Source organism: Bacillus sp. GW823-FHT06A11, assembly GCF_058795355.1.
The window spans coordinates 1,331,193-1,353,338 of record NZ_JBXAHS010000001.1; the positions used below are offsets into that span (position 1 = coordinate 1,331,193).

At 34.9% G+C, this 22,146-nt stretch carries 18 protein-coding genes; 3 read left to right on the top strand and 15 right to left on the bottom strand.

From position 1 onward, the window contains the following. Positions 1–168 precede the first annotated feature (168 nt). The 3 genes from AC1Q8L_RS06705 to AC1Q8L_RS06715 all read right to left on the bottom strand — a co-directional run bounded on the left by AC1Q8L_RS06705 (position 169) and on the right by AC1Q8L_RS06715 (position 3,366). Complete coding sequence (locus tag AC1Q8L_RS06705) at positions 169–741, bottom strand: TetR/AcrR family transcriptional regulator (RefSeq protein ID WP_000963381.1); 573 nt, start codon at positions 739–741, stop codon at positions 169–171. A gap of 271 nt (positions 742–1,012) precedes the next feature. Further along, positions 1,013–2,962, bottom strand: a complete 1,950-nt coding sequence (locus tag AC1Q8L_RS06710) for a M56 family metallopeptidase (protein WP_000611128.1) — start codon at positions 2,960–2,962, stop codon at positions 1,013–1,015. A gap of 2 nt (positions 2,963–2,964) precedes the next feature. Next, entirely contained in the window at positions 2,965–3,366 is a 402-nt protein-coding gene (locus tag AC1Q8L_RS06715) for a BlaI/MecI/CopY family transcriptional regulator (protein WP_000184509.1), read from the bottom strand. Between the two features lie 229 nt (positions 3,367–3,595). Between AC1Q8L_RS06715 and AC1Q8L_RS06720 the strand changes: the two genes are divergently transcribed. Further along, positions 3,596–4,450 (top strand): hypothetical protein, encoded by an 855-nt coding sequence (locus tag AC1Q8L_RS06720; protein WP_000984164.1) that lies wholly within the window; start codon positions 3,596–3,598, stop codon positions 4,448–4,450. Between the two features lie 85 nt (positions 4,451–4,535). Here the strand turns inward: AC1Q8L_RS06720 and AC1Q8L_RS06725 are convergent, their stop codons facing one another. Both AC1Q8L_RS06725 and AC1Q8L_RS06730 read right to left on the bottom strand, forming a co-directional pair. Then, positions 4,536–4,835 carry a hypothetical protein gene (locus AC1Q8L_RS06725; protein WP_001176842.1) on the bottom strand — a complete coding sequence of 100 codons (300 nt, stop codon included), beginning with the start codon at positions 4,833–4,835 and terminating at the stop codon, positions 4,536–4,538. Between the two features lie 132 nt (positions 4,836–4,967). Further along, on the bottom strand, positions 4,968–7,334 hold the full coding sequence (locus AC1Q8L_RS06730; RefSeq protein ID WP_000279285.1) for a DUF6359 domain-containing protein: 2,367 nt from the start codon (positions 7,332–7,334) through the stop codon (positions 4,968–4,970). Positions 7,335–7,575: 241 nt separating this feature from the next. Here AC1Q8L_RS06730 and AC1Q8L_RS06735 point away from each other — a divergent pair, with 241 nt between their 5' ends. Then, complete coding sequence (locus tag AC1Q8L_RS06735; RefSeq protein ID WP_000453695.1) at positions 7,576–8,928, top strand: DUF4026 domain-containing protein; 1,353 nt, start codon at positions 7,576–7,578, stop codon at positions 8,926–8,928. Between the two features lie 56 nt (positions 8,929–8,984). On the opposite strand, the gene hemY is transcribed toward AC1Q8L_RS06735, so the two are convergent. The 4 genes from hemY to AC1Q8L_RS06755 all read right to left on the bottom strand — a co-directional run bounded on the left by hemY (position 8,985) and on the right by AC1Q8L_RS06755 (position 14,717). Then, positions 8,985–10,406: a protoporphyrinogen oxidase gene (gene hemY, locus AC1Q8L_RS06740; RefSeq protein ID WP_001228115.1), complete on the bottom strand. Its 1,422-nt coding sequence runs from the start codon at positions 10,404–10,406 to the stop codon at positions 8,985–8,987. 19 nt (positions 10,407–10,425) lie between these two features. Next, positions 10,426–11,361 (bottom strand): ferrochelatase, encoded by a 936-nt coding sequence (gene hemH / locus AC1Q8L_RS06745; RefSeq protein ID WP_000726775.1) that lies wholly within the window; start codon positions 11,359–11,361, stop codon positions 10,426–10,428. Between the two features lie 14 nt (positions 11,362–11,375). Then, positions 11,376–12,422, bottom strand: coding sequence for a uroporphyrinogen decarboxylase (hemE, locus tag AC1Q8L_RS06750; protein WP_000252604.1), 1,047 nt, complete (start codon positions 12,420–12,422; stop codon positions 11,376–11,378). Positions 12,423–12,599: 177 nt separating this feature from the next. After that, positions 12,600–14,717: a transglycosylase domain-containing protein gene (locus AC1Q8L_RS06755; RefSeq protein ID WP_000756302.1), complete on the bottom strand. Its 2,118-nt coding sequence runs from the start codon at positions 14,715–14,717 to the stop codon at positions 12,600–12,602. Positions 14,718–14,844: 127 nt separating this feature from the next. On the opposite strand from AC1Q8L_RS06755, the gene hmoB reads away from it, so the two are divergent. Next, entirely contained in the window at positions 14,845–15,342 is a 498-nt protein-coding gene (hmoB, locus tag AC1Q8L_RS06760; protein ID WP_000644092.1) for a heme-degrading monooxygenase HmoB, read from the top strand. Positions 15,343–15,471: 129 nt separating this feature from the next. Here hmoB and AC1Q8L_RS06765 read toward each other — a convergent pair whose 3' ends face one another. From AC1Q8L_RS06765 to AC1Q8L_RS06790, 6 genes are all read right to left on the bottom strand, one after another. Next, positions 15,472–16,890: a PH domain-containing protein gene (locus AC1Q8L_RS06765; RefSeq protein WP_000278145.1), complete on the bottom strand. Its 1,419-nt coding sequence runs from the start codon at positions 16,888–16,890 to the stop codon at positions 15,472–15,474. Beyond that, on the bottom strand, positions 16,883–17,359 hold the full coding sequence (locus tag AC1Q8L_RS06770) for a PH domain-containing protein (protein ID WP_001182718.1): 477 nt from the start codon (positions 17,357–17,359) through the stop codon (positions 16,883–16,885). The genes AC1Q8L_RS06765 and AC1Q8L_RS06770 overlap by 8 nt, the downstream gene beginning before the upstream one ends. A 226-nt stretch (positions 17,360–17,585) precedes the next feature. Continuing rightward, complete coding sequence (locus AC1Q8L_RS06775; RefSeq protein WP_000939632.1) at positions 17,586–18,527, bottom strand: DMT family transporter; 942 nt, start codon at positions 18,525–18,527, stop codon at positions 17,586–17,588. An 88-nt stretch (positions 18,528–18,615) separates the two neighbouring features. Next, entirely contained in the window at positions 18,616–19,362 is a 747-nt protein-coding gene (locus AC1Q8L_RS06780; protein WP_001208939.1) for an SDR family NAD(P)-dependent oxidoreductase, read from the bottom strand. Beyond that, a complete protein-coding gene (locus AC1Q8L_RS06785; RefSeq protein WP_000144821.1) occupies positions 19,359–20,096 on the bottom strand; it encodes a 2OG-Fe dioxygenase family protein in 738 nt (245 codons plus the stop codon). The genes AC1Q8L_RS06780 and AC1Q8L_RS06785 overlap by 4 nt, the downstream gene beginning before the upstream one ends. 475 nt (positions 20,097–20,571) lie before the next feature. Then, complete coding sequence (locus AC1Q8L_RS06790) at positions 20,572–21,540, bottom strand: hypothetical protein (protein ID WP_000735173.1); 969 nt, start codon at positions 21,538–21,540, stop codon at positions 20,572–20,574. Between the last annotated feature and the right edge of the window lie 606 nt (positions 21,541–22,146).

The window sequence follows — 22,146 nt, forward strand, 5'->3', positions numbered from 1 at the left end:
ACCCAAACAAAAAGGCTATACTTGTTCATACATATGCCTTATCCCTGAATTTATTACTATGCAACTTTTTCTTATTATGATTATAATTTTTCTATATCCCCCCTTAACTTAAATATATGACCGCATTGTTCATTTGGTCATTTTTTTTATAAAATTAAAAGGATTATCTTAGTTTGACAATCCTTTTAGTAAATAAAGTTCAAATAACTCTGCAATTTTTTCTTTTTCTAGCGGTTCGTGATTTTTTTCCCAATCAAAAATAAGCGATACATATAGACGAAGCATAATAAATGCTGTAATTTCTGGATCACATTTGCTAATTTCACCTTTTTCAATCGCAATTTTTAAATACGATTGAATAACAGAAACGATTTCCACATCAACTTGTTGCATCACTTCTTGTACTTCTTTCGTTCCCATATCGCGCTCTTCTTGAATTAATTTAATCATGAGCTGATGTTCTTTTCTAAATTCCAAGATGCTATATAATGCTCTATGTACATTTTCAAAAAATGAAACATCTGAACGAATTGCACTTTCTGCAACTTGCTTCATTTCTGTAATTAAATTAGAAATAATTTCACCAAATAGCTCTTCTTTATTTTTGAAAAAAGTATAAATCGTTCCTTTTCCTACATTCGCTAACTTCGCTACTTGATCCATCGTTGTTGCTTTATAACCGAACGCTGAAAAAGACTTTGTTGCAGCTTCAATAATAGAACGTTTTCGATCTATCGCCACATTGTCACCTCCAAAAATGACCAATTGGATAATATAGTCAATCAGTACATCTTTGATATTACCACACGCTTACATTCTATACAAGTTCTCTTTTTATTATTTCCAGTATAAAAGATTTCAGTCAAGTTATATCATACTGTCCATAGTGTATCAAAAAGTATACTTGTATGGAAAGCTAGAATATATTCATAATAATTGCTGGCTAGATCCCACTAGAAATTTAATAAAATAGACAGTGTTCTTAAAACTAAAAGTTTAAGAACACTGCCTTTTATTTTGACATAGAAAGTAATATTTTCTCCATTTCTTTCTTAGTTAGCTCATCATCGATTATCTCTTCGTATATCTTTGTATCTCTTGTAAAAATATCATTCACTATGACAATTTGATACTCACTATTCTTACCTTGTGCTGGTACAAACATTTTAAGGCCTCTTAACTTCCCCTCTCCATGAGAAGATTTATTATATACCATTCCTTTCCCATCTAAACTATAACTTTCTAGATTCTCTACTCCAGGCATCATATAGTGTAGCGGATCCTTACCACCATTAACATTACCATCCATATACATCCTTGACTGGTAAATTGTAAAACCATATTTTCCTTTTGTATATTCTGATTTAATAACTAATTCTACATCTCTTCCAAAATATGAGTCAGCCCATTCTCTCTTTAATTCATAACCTTCAGGTATATAAGTCGGCTGCTTAATTTGATACGGTACATGTTCTTTCGCTTCTTCTATAGTATATGTTAAAGACTTCTCCAGCTTATCTCCAAGCGGTTTTAATGTCTTCTCAATAGTAGCTAGTCTTTCTTGATCAGCTTTCTTCAAGCGTTCAGGTTTATATTCCTTTGTATCTCCATCATAATTCTCAGGCACATTTTTCTTAACCATTGCTTTTTTATGAATTTCTTGCGCTTCCTTAAATAATCGAACATACTGCTCAAATTCTTCTTTTGTAAAATTCTTTTCTGCCAAATACAAAAAATCTGTATTCTTTTTATATGACGTTATTGACATCCCCCATTCTCTACTTGCATTCTCCGGTGTACCTAATACTGTTTCTATCGCTTTTTCAAATGCCGCTTTAGATTGCTTTTTTTCTACAACTTTTTCTTTCTGTCTTTCATCTCCCTCAGTTATCCTTGCATTTAATAAAAATCCGCCCGCTATAGCTGCTATAGCAATCACTCCGAGTAAAGAAAGACGATACGATTTCTTTTGGAATTTTTTAATCATAACGATTCTCCTTTTTAGTGTTCGTTTATTTCTACTTAAATTTGCTAGGCTTGGTACTTGATAGGAATAGTGTTCTAGAAGGGTAATAATTGTATGTCCGTATGCAATTTGCTCCTCTTTATCTATGAAAGTAAGCGCATATGCATCACATGCCAATTCTTGATCTTCTCGCATACAAAAATAGGCGTACCAAAGAATTGGATTGAACCAATTTAATAGGATTAAGCTATACATAATCCAATTTACAGCTACATCATTTCTTTTAATATGAGCTAACTCATGATAAAAAACATATTGTAATTGTTGCTCATCTAATACTTTCAAATGTTTTTTTGATAGCAATACTTTTGGGCGGAAGAAACTAAACACAGTTGGACTCGCAATCTTTCCTGCTAGACGTAATGAAACTGCCTTCTTCATTTTCATAGACTGCTTACAGCGATTAAACACTGTAACGACCTGTTCATCCATAATATCCGGTTGTTTCTTTATGTAAGAATATAAACGTCTATTTGTAATAAACGTGATGGCTGCTAATACAATTACCCCAGCTAGCCACACATATAAAGCAAGTTTGTATAAAGAAAATGTAGTCTGTTTTTCCGAACTGACTTCTACTTCCGGTTCGCTAGTTTTTGTCACCATTTTAGGATTTGATTCCAATTCCACTGTACGATCGCTTTCTATGTTCACTCTACTCTCAGTAGACGGCATATTTTTTGGAATAACTTCTGATACGCTAGAACTATAAGAAAGTAATGAATAAATGCTATACGAGCTATCTGGCGACCATGGTAAAAGGAGTCTAATCATTAATACAATCCACAGCATATATTGCCATCGGGGGGGTAATTTATTTCTAAATAGAACTTTTATACATAAAATAAATCCAACTAATATGCTGGCCATAAGTGACGTTTCTATAAGCCAATCAAAAAAATGAGGAAGGTATACATTTATAAGCGTGTTTATCATTTTTATCGATCCTTCCTCTTATTCTCCTCTGTCTTCTCATCTAAAATGCGTTTCAGTTCATTAATATCTTCTGAAGACAATTTTTCCTCTTTTAAAAAATTAACAAGTAACGGTTTAAACGCTGCACCGCAAAAACGCTTTAGTAAAGATTTCGTTTCCACTTGCAAATAATTATCTTGTGATACTAACGGATAATAAGCATACATTCGCCCTTTATCTTGATGATAAGAAACGGCTTCTTTTTGTACTAATCGATTAATTAATGTGCGGATTGTTTTCGGTTTCCAGTCCATTGCATCTTCCAGTTCTTCTATAATTTCATTCGCTGTTTGCGGAGAACTCGACCAAAGTACTTTCATAATTTCTAATTCCGCTTCAGATATTTTAGGTAATTGATTTGTCATCGTATGTTTCACTCCTAAGTATTACATTTGTAATCTATAATTAAGATTACAAATGTAATACTTAATTGTCAACCATATTTTAGAAAAATCCCTTTCAGCTAAACCTTACTTCACAACAACAAAATTCCTCTTTTTCAAATAATCAAATAAAAAAACAAGAAAATCTTTACAATTAATAGTAATATAGAAAATAGACAAGTTTATCAAAATAGTGGAGGCTTTTTCAGTCATGATGCGTGCGCTTCGTTTAAATATAAAGCAAGCTTTTTGTAATCGTGTTTCTTTAATTATTATGTTTAGTGGACTAGCTCTTATTTTTATTTACCATTATTATTATGTAATTCGTTACATTGGGGATGGAACGGATGCCTTTGTAACAACAGCTGTTAAATGGATTGGATTTCGCGACAATGAAATGGATGTTTATTTATTATTAATGCCCGTTATTGCTAGTTTCCCCTTTAGTACAAGTTACAATTCGGATAAATCAGATGGTTTTAAACCGTTTGTAAGTAAAGGGATTTCTTTGTTCCCTTATTCAGTAACGAAATATATCGTTACATTCTTTTGTGGCGGATTTCTTTATACATTTCCATTCATCTTATCGTTATTATTTTGCAAATTAACCATTCCAGACGGAGAACCGACTGCTGGTTCAGGCATTATAAATGATAATGGGATGTTTGCAAACTTATATTACGAATCTCCCCTCACTTACATTGCTGTATATATCGGAATTAATTTTTTATTTGCAGGTTTAATGGCCCTTTTAGGACTTGCAGCATCTGCGTGGTCACAAAAGGACTATATGGCGATTCTTTTCCCATTTGCAGTTGCCTCCATTCCATACGTCCTGCTAAATACGATATTCCCTACAATAGGCGGAGCGCCTTTTCATTTATATGACCCAAAACAACCGTTGCATGGCATGTCTCCGTATATTTTAACGATGCAATGCACTTTCTTCCTCCTCGTTAGCTTAATCATGTATATACAAGGAGTAAAACGTGATAGAAAAAAATATAGAAGAAGGTTGCAAAAAAGAGAGCGGTGTAGAAAGGCGTTTCAAGTAATTTCAGACTAAATCATTGAACGAATAAGAGCGTAATTCCCTAAGTTAACATAGAGAATTACGCTCTTATTATCATTACATATAATCATCCTCCCCTTTACGGTGTACCTGCCAATCCCCATAAGATAACGAACACCGCAAAATAAATTGCTTTAATACCTACCACTGAACATAATAAAATAATTGCATATTTACTTAATTCTCTTCTTGCACCTATTAAAGTGAAAATAACCGCCAAACTAAATGTTATATAAGAAGCTGCTGTATGTATTAAGTTATACGTAATATCTAGATTGCTTGTAAGTCCTGTTATATCAGCTACAAACTGAAGCATGATGATCGTACTAAAAAAAATTGCAAACTGATTCATTACCTTTCCATTTATTTGTAACTGCATTGTTGTCCCCCTTATTAAAAACTAAATATTCAATCAATTTTATCATTAGATTACAAAAAAAGGAATAATCTCTTTATACTATTCTATAACGATGCAAAAAAAGAACGCTTAGTCACCTAAGCGTTCCCCACTTTAAGAAGCCTTCTTCAAATCAATTTGAGCAAGTACTGGGTCGTGGTCACTTACACGTCCGTGTTCTTTCATAATGTTTGAGTTTAAGTGTACTGGGTCTACAATTGTGTGTGGTGCGATATTGTTTGTTACTAAAATATGATCTAACACTTGTGCATTTCCTTCATGAATGTACGTGTAGCGGTTCTCTTTCGGCACTGTGTTTAACATATCTTTTAAGATTGTTCCCTCTAGTGTTTTTAGTGGTTTAGAGAATTCGAAATCGTTCATATCACCTAACACAACAACTGGTGCATTCGTATTCTTTTTCTGGATTCCTTGCACGAAATGATTTACTTCTTGTGCTAACTGAATTCGTTTGTCTTCACTCTTTAATACGAGCGGCTGCACTTTTCCAAATGGCGTTGCATCTCCTAGTTTTGAGTTTAAGTGATTTGCAACGACAACAATGTTTTGTCCTTGGAACGTAAATTCTGCCGCTAGCGGTTTACGTGTACTTTCAAACAATAGATTTTCGTCTCCAATACGAACAACATTTTTATCAAGTAACTTTGGTACCGTCGCTAATTTCACGCGTGATGGATTATAGAAGAAGCCGACGCGAATATTCGCTCCTGGTGCTCCTCCGTCTTGATTATTGTTTGGAGCGATTTCTACATACTCATACTTCGGTCCACGAATTTCTAGAACTGCATCAATGATACGTTTTGCGCTTAATGACGCATCTGTTGTACCGTCATTAATTGATCCGTTATTATCTTGCATTTCCTCTACACCGATAATATCTGGCATTTTTAAGTTGTATTTAATAGAATACGCTAACGCTTTTACCTTTTCATCTGTTGTTTCTTTTTTATTCGCTGAGAAGTTTTCAATGTTATATGTAGCAACCGTTAACTTATCAAGACGTGGCTGAATATTTGCGCCTACTTGCTTAAATCCACCATCCACTACAGCTGGCAGTTCTGTTATTGGCGAAATACGGAAAGAACCGTAATCATATCCTACTACCCCTGTTATATCTCCAGTGAAAGTATCTCCTACTTTTGCTACATAATCGCGAGGTACTTTTACAGAAAGACGCTCTGGGTTTAATTGATTTTCATCTAATAGAGGTGTCCCATATTGTGTTACTATTTTATCTCCACCATTTTTTACTGTTACATATAAATTCCCGTTTTTCTGAGGTGTAATAATTTTTGGTGTTGGCATCGTAACACGCATACCTTCTATACTTTCATAGAAGTCGATTGCATCTTCATTTGGATCAAATAAACCAAATGCATCATTATCAATAATCTGGTCCGGGATTTTCACACCGTTTTCTCCAAGTACAATCGGTGCCGGCAAAGATTGATCTTTTGCGATTACAGCAACGCGACTCGCCTTAATTTCTGTCGTCGTTAAGTCTGTTTCAAATCGCTCTGCATATCCTGCTCCTACATATTCTTCTACTACTCCATCAACTTGAATAAGATCTCCTACTGCTACATTCGCATCTTTTTTATATACGTACATACCTTCTGAAGTAGCTGGATCATTATCTGGCTGATTATCTTCTATATAAAAGCCGTTTTTATCAAGCGCTGTGACAACGCCTTCCACATTGTTTACTTTCTTCCCGTTGTAAGGAGACATATGTGATTTTCCTTGAATGTCATGAATACGAACCTGTTCATTATTTACGATAATAAATGAAAATGTCGAAATTGCTGAAGAAGTAAGTCCTTCTTTTTCTGCGATTGCTTTCACTACACTATTTTCATTCACTATAATTTGTCCATTATAACGAACGCTTTTATTAGTAGGATTAGAGCCATCTAACGTATAGTAGATTGTTGCGCCTTCTGTATTCGTCGTTAATGTTACCGCTGTTCCTTTAGCAACTTCTCCGCCGTTCGGCGAAGCTACTACATCGCTAACACGATTTTGTCCTTCACCTTGAAACTTATAAGCTGTTACTGATTTTAGACCTGGGTTACTAAAATATAATTCAAGAGTCCCAGTCAAACTAACTTTCTTCCCGATATTTTCAGGGTGATCTTTTACATTCACTGCCGTTCTCACATCACCTTTTGGCAACTGAACGGGCATGATTTTGTCTGGATTCGTTTCGTTTGGCGAATCTGCAATTGCTACGTTTGTATCATCAAACTTAGCTGGATCCTTCGTATATTTAGAAGAACTTTGCGTATATCCAACAATATATCCTTCCACAATCCCCTTCGTTTTCCCTTGCTGCTTAAATACTTGAATTGCTTTTTCTACTGACATAGAAGCAGTTTCTTCTGCTTGCGCTAAAGTTCCAGTAAATGAAAGCAATAGCAAGAATGATAAAAAGACGCTTAACAATTTCTTCACAGCCATTTTCCTCTCCCTATTTCATATTTTCTCAGCATTTCTATCATAACAAATGATTCGTTATATAGAACTATTTTTCGACAAATTTTACAAAAGATTTATTTAATTTACAAGCTTTCAAACTATAATACAAAATAATAATTTTACACCTTCTACAAATGCACTCTATAATGTTAGAGAGAGAAAACAGAAAATATCGATATTTGATTGGCATGTAAAATGGATTCATTTGAATAGGAGTGATTGGATGGAAGTGCAAACAGAAACATACCGCGCAGCTATGAATGGAACATTAGAACGTCATTTTTCAGATATGATTGCTGTTATACCAACTAGAATTACAATTGAGCAGTTAAAACACCGACTAGAAATTATCGCTACTAAAGTTGATGAGTTAAAAATTGTTTATAGTGATGAGACAAGCCTTATTGTTGAATTACATATGGGTGAAACAGTCATACCGTATGAACTGCATATTGATGAGGCGAACGACCCAGAAGAATATAAAATGTATAATAGACAAGATTCTACAATTGTAGATCGTAATTTTGAAGATGTGGCTTTCGGCACTGAAATTTTCACTCGTACGCTATTTGTAGGCGATGTACTGGACTGCTTTTTCCAGCAGTTACAGTTTTTATGGAATCTCGCCCCAGATTTGTTATTTGTAATAGATTCAAGTGCAGCAATGAAAGTGATATCTAGAAGCTATATTGAATATCACGTTGAAAATGAATTATTACCTGACATTCCTGACTTGTACGTTATTCATTCTGTTTATGAAGACGATAAAGATGATGAGCCTACGCAATATTGGTTTCATACACATGGTCTTTTAAGAGCAGGCGTAACTGAAATAGAGTTAATTATTCCAAATCGCATTTCTTCCTACTACGGCATTGGCGATCTCTTTCAAACATTTGCTAATAATGCCGTTGAGAATGGACAAGTCCCTATGAATGAGCCTATCGTTATCGCGCATAGTCAGCAAGGTTCTATACATACAGTCGCTGTTCCGTGGGAAAAAGGATTATCTTATATAGGGCATAAAACGAGTATGGACCAATTATCTTCAATCGAGGATGAAGAAGTGAAACTACAACCAATAGATGCACAAAATACATTCTTAGGCGGAATGGATGCCCGAGATGAATACCATCAATCTCCATCCGTTCTCTTATTCAAATTTAATACTTCAGAAGAATATATTGAAAGTTTTTTCAAAGAACACGAGGAAGCTACAGGGCTCATGTTCTATAAAACAAATAGTGAAACGGCTCGTATGGCTTACAATGCGAAAAATACTTTCGGGTATTTCAGCAACATTTTTCATATTGAACAATCAAATGAAGATTTTCGTTTCCTTGCTAAGTTTGGTGTCTCCTACGAAGAAGGAAAAAGTGAACATATGTGGTTTGAAATGCAAAACATTACGGAAGATTTCATTCAAGGAATACTCATTAATGAACCATATTTTATAAAAGATATGAGTGAAGGAAATAGTTATCATTTAGATTTTGATAACTTAACAGAGTGGATTATTTATGCAGGAGATGCCGTTATAAAGCCAAATAACTTATATATGTTTATTGGCGAATAAATATTTTATATAATAAACGAAACGCCTTCAATATGATTGAAGGCGTTTCTTATAGTTTATTGTGCGATTAATTCAGCATCTATTACTTTCTCCAAATGAGATAATACACGCTTTGCAGCTTCCTCACCTTGATTAATACAATCTGGAAGTCCAGCACCAGCATAGGAGCTACCTGCCAAATATATACCAGGTAACTCTTTCTCCATAAATGTTGTGAGCTTTTTCATTCGCTCGTTATGACCTACTGTATATTGAGGCATCGCTTCTTTCCAGCGACTTACGATTGTAAACTCTGGATCCTCTGTAATATCCATCGTCTTTCGTAAATCTTCTAGTACGAGCTGAACGAGTTCTTCTTCAGTTTGTTCTACAACCGCTTCATCACCAGCACGTCCAACGTAACAGCGAAGGAGTGTTTTTCCTTCTGGCGTTGTATGTGGCCATTTTTTATGCGTCCACGTACATGCTGTAATGGTGTAATCGCTATTTCGTGATACGACAAATCCTGTACCATTAATATCGCGCTGGATTGCGGACTTTTGGAAAGCAAGTGCGACATTCGCAACGGATGTGGATGGAATATTACGGAAGAAACGAAACTGCTTGTACTGAGCAAACATGGACGGCAATACTTTATGCGAAGTTGCCACTACGATGGCGTCCGCTTCTATTTCTTTTCCGTTACTAAGAGTAATCGTATAACCATCACCCTGTTTTGCAACTTTTTCAATGCGAGTTCCCTTTATTATCGTACCTTCATGCATCTTTGCTTCGAGAGATTTTACGATAGATTCTAAACCTGTTTTCACTGTTTGGAAGATTCCTTTTTTCGGTTCAGCTTTCTCTTCTTTCGGAGCGAGCGTACGCATACCGAGTGAAATACTGCGATGTTTCTGCTCAATTTGATACATTTGCGGGAATGTTGACATTAAGCTCATTTCATCAATATCCCCTGCATAAATACCTGATAGTAACGGTTCTATTAAGTTTTCAACCACTTCGTTTCCGAGGCGATGTCTGAAAAATTGTCCGAGTGATTGGTCAGATACTGGCTTTGACCTCGGCATTAATAGATCAAAACCAGCTCTTAATTTACCAATTGGGGAGAACAGCCCGGAAAATAGAAACGGCGTAATTTGCGTTGGAATTCCCATCATTGATCCGCTCGGCATTTTATGTAACCGATTGTTTACGAGGATAAATGATTGACCGGCTTGATTATTTACAAGTTCATCGCCAAGACCTAATTCTTTCACTAATCTAGCTGCACTTTCTTTTCGTGCTAAGAAAGAATCCGGTCCGCGTTCAATTGTAAATCCATCTTTTCGAACGGTTTGAATTTTTCCGCCAAGTTTACCCGATGCTTCTATAAGTAATGTATCAATCGGCAAGTTTTTTTCATGAATATTTTTTTGTAAATTATACATTGTTGTTAATCCAGTGATGCCTCCGCCGACGATCACAACTTTTTTCCTCAAGCAGGCTCCCCCTTTCTTCTTACAGTACAGATTCTTTTTTCTTTAATACAACATCTGTTAAGCAATCAATAAATGCGTCCGATGCATTTGGCATTTCTGGACGATAATATTTCGCGCCAATTTCATCCGTTACAACTTTACACTCAAAGTCGTTGTCATATAAAACTTCTAAATGTTCCGCAACAAATCCAACTGGTGCATATACGAATGAAGTATAACCGTGCTTTTCATTTAGTTCTCTCGTTAAATCTTGTACATCTGGACCAATCCAAGGATCTGGTGTGTTTCCTGCACTTTGCCAGCCTACCGCATAGTTTGCTACTTCAGCGCCACGCGCGATGTAATCAGCTGTTTCATTTAATTGATCTGGATATGGATCGCCCATTGCAATAATTTTCTCTGGTAGGCTGTGTGCAGATACGATTAGTACTGCTTTTTCACGCTCTGCGTCTGACATGCCGTTATATATACCTTTCACTGCATCGACCCAGTACTGGATGAATTTCGGCTCTTTATACCAGCTATCAATACCGTGAATTGTTAAGTTTCCAAGTTTCTCAGCTTCTTCTTGTGCTCGTCCAACGTATGATTTCACGCTAAAAGTAGAATAGTGAGGTGCAAGAACAAGTGCGATTGCATCTTGTATTCCGTCGTTATGCATATCTTTCACCGCATCTTCAATAAACGGTTCAATATGTTTTAAGCCAAGATACATATGGTACTCTACTTCATCTTGTACTTCATTTAAACGCTTCTCTAACTTCTTAGCTTGCTCTAATGTAATAGTAGCTAAAGGAGAAATACCACCAATTGCACGGTAACGCTCTGTTAAATCTTCCAGCATTTCAGGACTTGGCTTTCTTCCTCTACGAATATGTGTATAGTAACGTTCAATATCTTCTTCTTTATATGGCGTTCCGTATGCCATTACAAGCAAACCAATTTTCTTTTTCATACAGCAATTCTCCTTTACTTCGCTAACTGCCCTTTAGAGTATTCATGAATAAATGTAGTTAAACGTTTTAATGTATCTGGATTTACTTCTGGGAATACACCGTGACCTAAGTTAAAGATATAACCCGGCTGTTCCATCCCTTGATCTAAAATACCTTTTACATGTTCTTCAATAACAGACCATGGCGCAAGTAAGAATGAAGGGTCCATATTACCTTGTACCGCCTTATGAACGCCACGTGCACGTGCTTCTTCAATCGGTAAGCGCCAGTCTAAGCCGACTACATCAAGCGGTAAGTCGTGCCACTCATTCACTAAGTGTGCAGCTCCTACGCCGTGCATAATCATCGGTACACCCATCTTACGAACTTCTGCAAAAATACGCTCCATTGCTGGTTTAATAAATACGCGATAATCTGCTACATTTACTGTTCCAACCCAAGAATCGAAAATTTGAACTGCTTTTGCTCCTGCATTAATTTGCGCCTTTAAATATGTAATAACCATATCTGCTAGTTTATCCATTAAAGCGAACCAAGCTTTTGGCTCTGCATACATGAACGCTTTCGTATTATGGTAGTTACGAGATGGACCGCCTTCAATCATATAGCTCGCTAATGTAAATGGAGCTCCTGAAAAACCGATTAACGGTACGTCTAACATTTCTGTCGTTAATAAACGAATTGTATCTAGTATGTACGGTACGTCATCTTCTGGATTGATTTCCCCTAGTTTTTCTACGTCTTGTAAAGAACGGATTGGATTATCAATAACTGGGCCAATACCTGATTTAATTTCTACATCCACACCAATTGCAGGTAGTGGTGACATAATATCTTTATAAAGAATTGCTGCGTCTACGTTATATTGATCAACCGGCAATTTTGTAACGTAAGCACATAACTCTGGATTGTGTGTAATTTCAAATAAAGAATACTTTTCTTTAATCTTTCTATATTCCGGCTGTGAACGACCTGCTTGACGCATATACCATGCTGGTACATAATCGGTACGTTCCCCCCTACATGCTTTTAAAAATGTCTCATTTATAGTTCTTACCAAGACCCTTGCTCCCTTCCTTACCAATGCTTCGAATACGTTCGATATTTATCTTTTTTTACTATACAGCTTGTAAAAACAAAATGCATAATATTATGTACGTTGTTCATTAAATTGACACAAACACTCTTAAAAACGCTTACTATTTTCACAACATTCTTATTATAACACAGAGAAAAACTATGGTTTAGCTACTTTCGACTTTTCTCCTTCGCGATTCGTTTGTGTATTATATGGTACAACGTAAAAGCTCGGTTTTGAAAATATGTTAACGAACTTTTCCTCATATTCTCCAGCACCGTTTACAGTGCTAACATGCGTATGAATTCCGTTCTCCACTCTATAGATTCGGTACATAATTCTGTTATCTGGAAGTGGCGTCCAGCTTAATTTTGTTTTAAATAAACCGAAAGGACTAAATGATAGTTTCATTTTTACATCTTCAATTCTTCGTAGCCGAATCGGAGCACCGATTGTTTCCACACCTTCAGGTTTCATAAACTTCTCTTTATGCTCTACATTAGCCTTCGTTAAAATTTTCTTAAATAATTTTGTCGCAGATGCACTTTCTCCTTGCAACTGATGCTCCTTATCCGTACGGTCATAACCAATCCAAACAGCGCCTACTAAGTTCGGTGTATAGCCGACGAACCACATATCTCTTGCTCCCTTATCGTCATTTGGCAATGAAGTTGTACCTGTTTTCCCAGCTAACGCACCGTTATATACACCAACTCTCGCTGTTCCTTCCTTCACAACTCCTTCTAACATTTTCGTCATATACCATGCTGTCTGCTTCGAGAAGATTTTCGTCTCTACTTTTGGCGATTCCCCAATGATTGCACCGTGTCTATTTAATACTTTATCAATAACGTGCGGCTCAATAATATTTCCATTTGCTAAAAATGAACGATACATTTTTACAAGATCAAATGTTGAAACGCCATTTTTTAATCCCCCAAGCGCTGTACTTAAACCAGCATCTGCAATATGGACATTTCCTTTTTCTAAATATTGCTTTCCTTCTTCTACCCCTAACTCATTTAATAGAGAAACTGCCGGTACGTTTGCCGACTCTAAAATCGCATCATACATCGTCATTTCTTTTGAATACTCATGATTATAATTTCGAGGTTCATACCCTTCAAAAGAATTTCTTTCATTTGTTAATAAAGAATACGGATTATACTTTTTCGTTTCTAGTGCTGGTGCATAAACGATAAGTGGTTTTAAAACAGATCCAGGCTGCCTTTTGGCAAAAACACGATTAAATCCTCTCGGGACGTACTTTCTTCCCCCAATCGCCGCTTTAATCCCTCCCGTACGATTATCCATTAATAAAAATGCACCTTGCGCCCCTTCTTCTTTCCCAGGAAAATTCCTTGCATCTTGAAACTGGTTATACGCTACCTTTTGAATTTTTTCATCCATTGGTACGACAAACGTATATCCTCCGCGAAGTACTTCTTGATGAGACAACCCGTATAAACGAGCGGCTTCATCTATGACCATATCAATATACGGCATATATGCGAGTTCATTCTCATCTAAGTTTTTATAAAGAGCAATTGTCTTTCCTTGATAGCGAACGCTTTCTTCGGCAGTCAAATAGCCTTGTTTATGCATAAGTGACAACACGAGATCGCGGCGTTCCTTACTCTTCTCTGCAGAGTAGTACGGTGAATATCCGTTTGGTGACTTCGGAAGGCCTGCAAGCATTGCCCCTTCCTCTACCGTTAAATCCTCAACATTTTTATTAAAATACAACTTTGCTGCCGCTTGAATACCGTAAGCCCCATGACCAAAATAAATATGATTCATATACATTTCAAGAATTTGTTGCTTCGTATATTTTTGCTCTAATTGAAGAGAAATTGCGACTTCCTTCAATTTGCGCGTAAATGTTTTTTCACGAGTTAAAAAGACATTTTTAGCGAGTTGCTGCGTAATGGTACTACCGCCCTCTACCTTTTCTCCAGCTAACGTATCTTTATAAAGAGCCCGGAATATAGACGGATAATCAATTCCTTGATGCTCATAAAAACGGGAATCTTCCACCGCAACAAACGCTTGCTGCACATACTTCGGAATTTGCTCGACTGGTACGAGTTCCCTATTTTCTACGTATAATTTCGTAATTTCTTTTCCTTTCTGGTCAACAATACGTGATGAAGAGTGGAAAACGAGTTGCTTTTCATCCATCATATAGCCACCAGCTAACACGATAAGTTTATAGAGTACAATTGCTACTACAAACGTTGCGACGCCGCCTAATAAAGTCCACTTTACTTTCTTCATACATCGTCCTTCTTTCCAAATGATGGTACATTTATTATTTGAAAAAGAAGTATCTTTATGTATATAATCTTCGAAGTTTTTTAAGAGAGTTGATATAATAGAAACAAACTATTAAGGGGGCATTAAAATGAAGGCTATTATTTCATACGAAACACCTCTAGAACAATCACATTTCACTGCAAAAAATGATGAGAAAAATATGTTTTATAAAGAAAATACAGAAGAATCTGTAGAAGGCTCACTTCAGTATGACGTACTAGATGCTGTCGGTGAATTTAAAGGAAAATCTGGCTATATCGTTTGTAACAACATTTCTGTCACAGACGAAGGTCGCCCAGTATTTGAAAACCGCTTTAAAAACCGCGCAGGCCTTATTGAAAACGAACCAGGATTCCAAGCGATCCGTGTTCTACGCCCATTAAGTAACGATACATATGTCATCTTAACGATGTGGGAAACAGAGCAAAACTTTAAAGACTGGACAGAATCACGTTCATTCGAAAATGCTCATAAAAAACGTCCCACGCAAGCAGAAGGACAAGCTCCAGCGCATCCACATGCGGAACAGCAAAAGAGTATTTTCTCTCGTCCTTCTTTTGTGACTACTTTTGATGTGTTAGTTTAATTAAAAAGTAATACAACACTAGCAGTACGTGAAATTATATTAACGATTTTTCGAATATATCTATCACATCTTGAAATATATCAACGATTCGACTAAAGATATACATTTAATAACAAAAAGGAAACACCATTACACACCGGTGTTTCCTTTTTCTTTGTACCAATTATATATACGAAGTGTGTCCTCTTTTCGCATGTGCTTCACTTTATAACGATGCCCCGCTACCGATACGACAGCTGTACATAACTCGTCTTTCTTTTGAAAATACGATTGATTGTACCCCACTCCTTGAACATGTCTTCTACGCATGATTCCTGTATATTTCGCAAGACCTCTGTATACCATTGTTAATTGGTTTTCTTTCATCATATAACCACCGCTAGTATAACGAGCGTATGCGAGTATTGTAAATGCGATACATAGCGGGATAAGAGTGAACAATGCAATATACTGTTTAAAATATATACTTGCACCGGCAATTGGCACAGCGAGCACAGCACTTGTAATCCAGCCCATGATGATGTAACGGCGCAATGCCGCTTTCGGTAAATGAACGATTTCCTCCTCCATTTCATACGGCAACTGTAAATATGCGAGTAACTGCTGCACATTTTTTTTCTTCATAAAAGGATGTAGCATCACTTCATTCCCAGCGGATTCTATACTTTGAATGACTTCTACTTCGACAGAACAATACCCGATAGGCTGGCGAAGTATTCCTTCTTTCACAGTAATTGCTTGAATGCGGTGTAATTTTAACACAAACTCTTTCTTATCAAATAACCCTTGTACGATTCGAATTTCATTTCCGTTTCGCTCAATTTTAAAGTTTGCATATTTTAACGCATAGCCCGCTGTTGAAATAATCCAAGAAATTGCCATTAAAATTGCGGCCATAACGATTAATTCATATACACCGTTATCCATCACATACGCTTCCACTTTATTGATGAGCCATTCTGGTAGAAATTGATTAAACTCTGTGTAAAGGATTACTAACATAGAAAACACTAATCCAAATCTACCAGATGTAATAGATGCGAATAAAATTTCTTTCGCTGTTAACTGATAAACTGTCTTACTACCTTCTCCCGCAGGCACCTCTTCAGCCACAACGCTTCTTTCTTTATGTAATAAAGCAATTAGTCCCTTCGCTTCATCTTCTTTAATACCAGCTAACATCACTTCTGGCTCACTACCGCCGCCTGCAACTTCTATATTTAATTTTGTAAGTCCAAGTATTTGATAAATGATGTTAGAAGATGTACTAACATTTTGCACACGTTCTTTATTTAAGTAGCTTTCTTTCTTAACAAACACACCATGCTTTATATGTAAAATATTATTTTCAACCCAATACACCTTGAAATACCATTTTATAGCTGAGAAAATAGCCATAATAAATAATAAGGCCAAGAGAACAAGATGAAATAAATACCAAGGTTCCACTTCACCATCTGAGCGAAATAGAACAAGCAAAATAAAAGGCAACAAACTCGCAACCCTAATACCTAACAATATCGTGATCGGATGTTGCCTCTTATACATCCTCATCACTCACTTTCGCAAGTTCTCCAATTTGTCTTTTCAGCTGTTCTGCTTCTTCTTTCATTAAACCTGGGATACTATGAGAAGTTGCGGCTGTTGAAATGTGTAATTCTGCTAAATTATACTTTCTCATAATCGGCCCTTGCTCAATCGTTACGTGCTGCACACGGATCATCGGAATAAGTACGCGTTTTACAACGAACATTCCCTTTTGAATCTCAATCTCTTCTTCATTTAATCTGTAACTATAATAGCGCTGACGTAAATTTGGAAACACAAAATAATCAAGTGGAATAAATATAATAGCTCCTGTTACTAATAGTCCAAACAACCAGCCCCACCAGTTAAAGTTAATCATAAAAAAGAAATACGCAATTACGACTGTTAGTATAACTGCCGCCCCAATTAAAGCGTGAATCCTCCACACTTTCAGCATATTAGAATGAATCTCCCTTTCTAACGGCTGCATCTCATCACTCCAATTCTAGGAATTTATTACTTATATATTATCAAAAAATAAGGTTTTATATACAATTTTGTAAATTTATAGTCAAATAAAAATAGTTGAATCAAAAGCATGTTAAAAAACATACCTCAGTTTTTAAAATTACATATTATAAATATGAATTATATTGAACCAAATAAACCCTGCATGATTCATGCAAGGTTTATCGTTTTATACACAATATATTTCATTATTGTTGAGATATACTAGCATCGCTTTCAATTCGCTTTTCTTTTTGGCTCAGTTTTTTATCTTTAGATTTTTTTAATGTTAAAGTCATGCCAATAAAAATAAAAAGAATTCCTGTTATTTGCATTAAAGTTGGACGGAATCCAGTAAGTACAGTATCTAATAATATTGCCACTGCCGGATCTAAAAAAACTAATATTGAGATTGTTTTTGTAGATAAATGGCGTAAACTATCAAAAAACAGATAATACACTATCCCTGTGTGAATAAAACCAGTAGCTATAATATATGTCCAATTACTTTGAGTGAGGCCACTAAAAGCATCTAAATCTATAAATGGTATTAAAAGAAATATCCCCAAGAATGTTTGTAAAAATGTCATTGCATACGCACTCATTTTGTTAATCCCTTTACCAAATAAAGTTGTAAATGCATAAAAGAGAGCTGCAAGAAATCCCCATATCATACCTGAAGACATTAATGAACCGAAAGAGAAGCTTCCATCGATACCAGCAATTAATAAAGCTCCCACAAAACACACAACTATTGAAATGATAGATATTAATGTTAATTTTTCTTTAAAGACGATACTTCCAATTAACAGTACAATTACTGGTGCAAGATGATAAACTGAGATAGCAATTGTAACTGACATATTTTCAAAGGCTTTAAATAAGAAAACCCAATTAAATACTAAGAAAAAGCCACATATTAAAACTTGAATAACTTCTTTTCGTTCCCATTTATCTTGTTTATATTGCCCTGTAAGCAGCCAGCATACACTTAAAAATATTGTCGCAAAAATACACCTTACAAACACTAATTCAAACGAAGGTAAGTTTGTTTGAACAGAAAAAAATCCAACTGATCCAAAGATAACCATTGATGCTATCATCTTTAAGGCCGGTACCGTTTTCTCTTGCTTAAAACTTTTTTGAAGCAAATTAATTCCCCTCCAATAAAAACTCGGTTTATAGTGAGAAAAACACCAGCCTAAAAAAGGACAGGTTCTTTTCCTCAAAAACACTCAATTACAAATTTTTCCCTGCAGTCCAACCACCATCAATTACAAAATTAGAACCAGTAATAAAGCGGGCCTGATCAGAAATCAAGTAATCAATACATGAAACAATATCCTGCGGCAACCCCCAAGTATCTAAAGATTGATTACTTTTTATCATAGACATCAAGGCTTTATTACTAAAGTATTCTTCTGTAAGTTCAGTTCTAATAACACCGGGAGAAATACTATTTACTCTTATATTTTGCTTCCCAAATTCCATAGCCATCTGTTTAGTCAATCCGATTAAGGCATGCTTTGATGCCACATAAGCAGCTCGCTCTGGTTCAGCCATTAATCCAGAAACCGATGCTATATTCACAATACAACCTTTTATTTTCGATTCACACCATCGCTTAGCTACTTCCCTAGAAAGGATAAATGGGGCTACTAAATTTACATCAATTACTTTTTTAAACATATCATCGGATAAATGTAAAACAGGTGTTATCTCTCGAATACCAGCTGCATTTATTAATATATCAGGAGAAAGCTTTTCTAAATCTAATTGAGTAAAAAGATTATGAATCGCTTCGCTATTACTTAAATCAATTTGCACTACTTTCAAAGGCATATCTGTTTTCATATAATCTATTAAGTTATTATTATTAATATCAAGCGCTATTACATGAAATGATTTTTCTAAAAAGTATTTTATACAAGCATGACCTATACCGCTATTGGCTCCAGAAATCATAATTATTTTATTCTCTCTCATTTTGTCTCCTTATAAGAAAATGTTACTAATAAAATATCACGAAAAGCCTCCGTACTACATTCTGTTCCAAGTGGCGTTACGGCATGGAAGACCTTTTGTCCAAATACTAAAGTTTCTAACGGCTCCTTCAAACTTATAAACTGATTAATTTCCCGAGGAGAATTAGCTATTAAATTATCTCCACCAATAGCTGTATTACTTAAATTCATAAGGTGTAAAAACACTACTGGTTCATCATCTTTATGTAACCAAATAGGTGAACTAAAAGATGGTCTTTCTTTAGTAGCTTTATATCTTACTTGATGTAAACCTATAATTAAGTCTTTACTTGTATCTATTATATCTGTTTTAAATGCAAATTCAGTATCGAAACGCACGATATTTTGAATTAAAGGATTACATAAAAAGCTATCATTTATGCTAGTGAACTGTCTAACTTTCCCGCCATCATCATAGTTATATTCTTTAGATTGGAAGTAATCATTACTATTATCTAAAATATAATCTGGTGAATCAACATACTTTATATACCTTGAATAAGATCTAGCACGGCATTCACCGTACGCATCATCTTCCAAATTATAATAATCTAACTGTGCTTGTGTTAATAAACGATGATTCTCTTCCTCTTGTAAAAAGATTTCATTTGAGATTTCAAGGAATCCTTTAGATTCAAATTCATGTACCTTTTCTTCTATGCTAAATCCACTCATTTTACTAAGAACAAACGTCATTATAAAAACCTCCACACTATTGTATTTTTCTATCTCACCCTATGTTAGAAATGCAATAAGTAACCGAGATTCTTGCTTAATAAAATTAAAAATTATGATATTCAATTAATACACCAAATGAAATATATGTAATCCATTAACACTATCTCTTAAGCAATATTATATATCCTTTTGGATATTTTTTCTAATTATCTGAAGATTTATCAACATTAGTCTTAATATTCAAAATTAAAGAAATGGATTTTTCAGAAAGATAAAACTGCGAGTATTACAATTTTATGTATATAACTTTTTTAAAAATTATATTTTAAATATAGCTAGTTTTTTATAAAATTTTTGATATAATTACATACGGGAAAAGGGAAGAATTTTGTCTTCCCTTGTGTTTTTATTTGCATCTAGTACTTTTGCTAGATGCTTTTTTTATGCTAAAAAAGGTATCCTCAAATACTTTGAGGATACCTTTTCCATCAATTTAGTGCAGTTCAATAATTGTACCATCTTCGAATACTTTGAATACTCCAGTAAATCCTGGTCCAGCTGCGCCTTCTATTTTATATGTCGTACGCACTCTAATTTGATAATATTTCTTTCCATTCTCTACTTGCGTATTCTCTAGCGTGTAATCATAGTCTTCTTTATATTCATTTTTAATATATTCTTTAGCTTTCTCAAAAGTAAATGCATTTTGATTTTTTTCTGCCTCTACCTTCTGATTCTTTTCTGTCTCAGTTTTTTGGTTCTTTTCAGTCGCTACCTTTTGATTTTTTTCTGTCTCTGCTTTTTGATTCTTTTCAGTCGCTACCTTTTGATTTTTTTCTGTCTCTGCTTTTTGATTCTTTTCTGTTGCTACCTTTTGAGTCGTTACTGCAGTGGTTTTTTGTGCCTTCGCTGGTGCTTCACTTTTTGCATTTTTTTCTTCTTCATTAATTTTAGTAACTAATCCTACCGCTTTTTTATTATATTCTTCAAGTTTCTTGTTATCTTTTGTTTCTGCAACTAGCTTATTTAATATCTCTTTTGCTTCTGCATAATTTTTCTTACTTATTAACTCTTCACTTTTCGTCAGTTGCTCGCTATACTTCTTTTTTTGTTCTAAGATGGCTAGTAATGCTGTTCGTTCTTCCTTTGCTTGTTTTATAAGCGTAGTATTTCCATTCTTCATGTTCTCTACTTTTTCAAATGACTTGATTGATTCTTCTATCTTTGTTTCTTCTTTTAACTTTACAGCTTCAATCATTGCTTTCGTTTGTTCTACTAGAACTTTTGCATCTGAATCGTCTTTTTTCTCATCTAACGCTTTTTCAAATGATGATAAGGCATTTTTATATTCTTTATTCGTTAACGCGGTCTTTCCTTCATCCATTGCTTTGTCAAAATTCCCATTACTACATCCAGCTAACATTAAAAATGTAAGTCCAATTACCATTAATAACTTTTTCATTTTTTCTCCTCCTATATATCCCTAAAACAATAACAGCATATGTATAAAAGTCTGTGTAGTAATTAGACTGAAAGTAAAGATGTACTGTGTGTGGGAAAGGAAGTACATTTCATTTACTATCATTACTTAAAACTCCTAAATAGTTGGTAGTTGGTTTTCTTCTTTTAAAGACAGAAAGGAATTTTAATAATGTGCGTAAAGCTCTCACCAGGCCCTTTACTACACACACTCTTATACACATAGAAAAACTATTTTTAGGTTGCTATTTTTTTAACTTTACATATTCTCGGTTGTTTTGCTACGAATCTCATTTCGTAACATACCGAAAAACAAAAGAAAACAAACCGTAATGTAAGTTACAGTTTGTAACTTTTCTGTAACACAAATGTAACATGATGTTTTTAAATATACAATAGTTTTTTTTACATTATTTTCCCCTATCTACATTTTAAGGTGCTACTACAGTGCTAAAACGCTTTTCATCTCCCACCTGCTATTGGACTATTATCCTTTGAGTACTTTAGGAAATAGACTTCTTTCCTAAAGTACTCAAATTAATTACAAAGATAACTCTTTTTTCATCCAAACATTAAGAAGGCCTTTAAT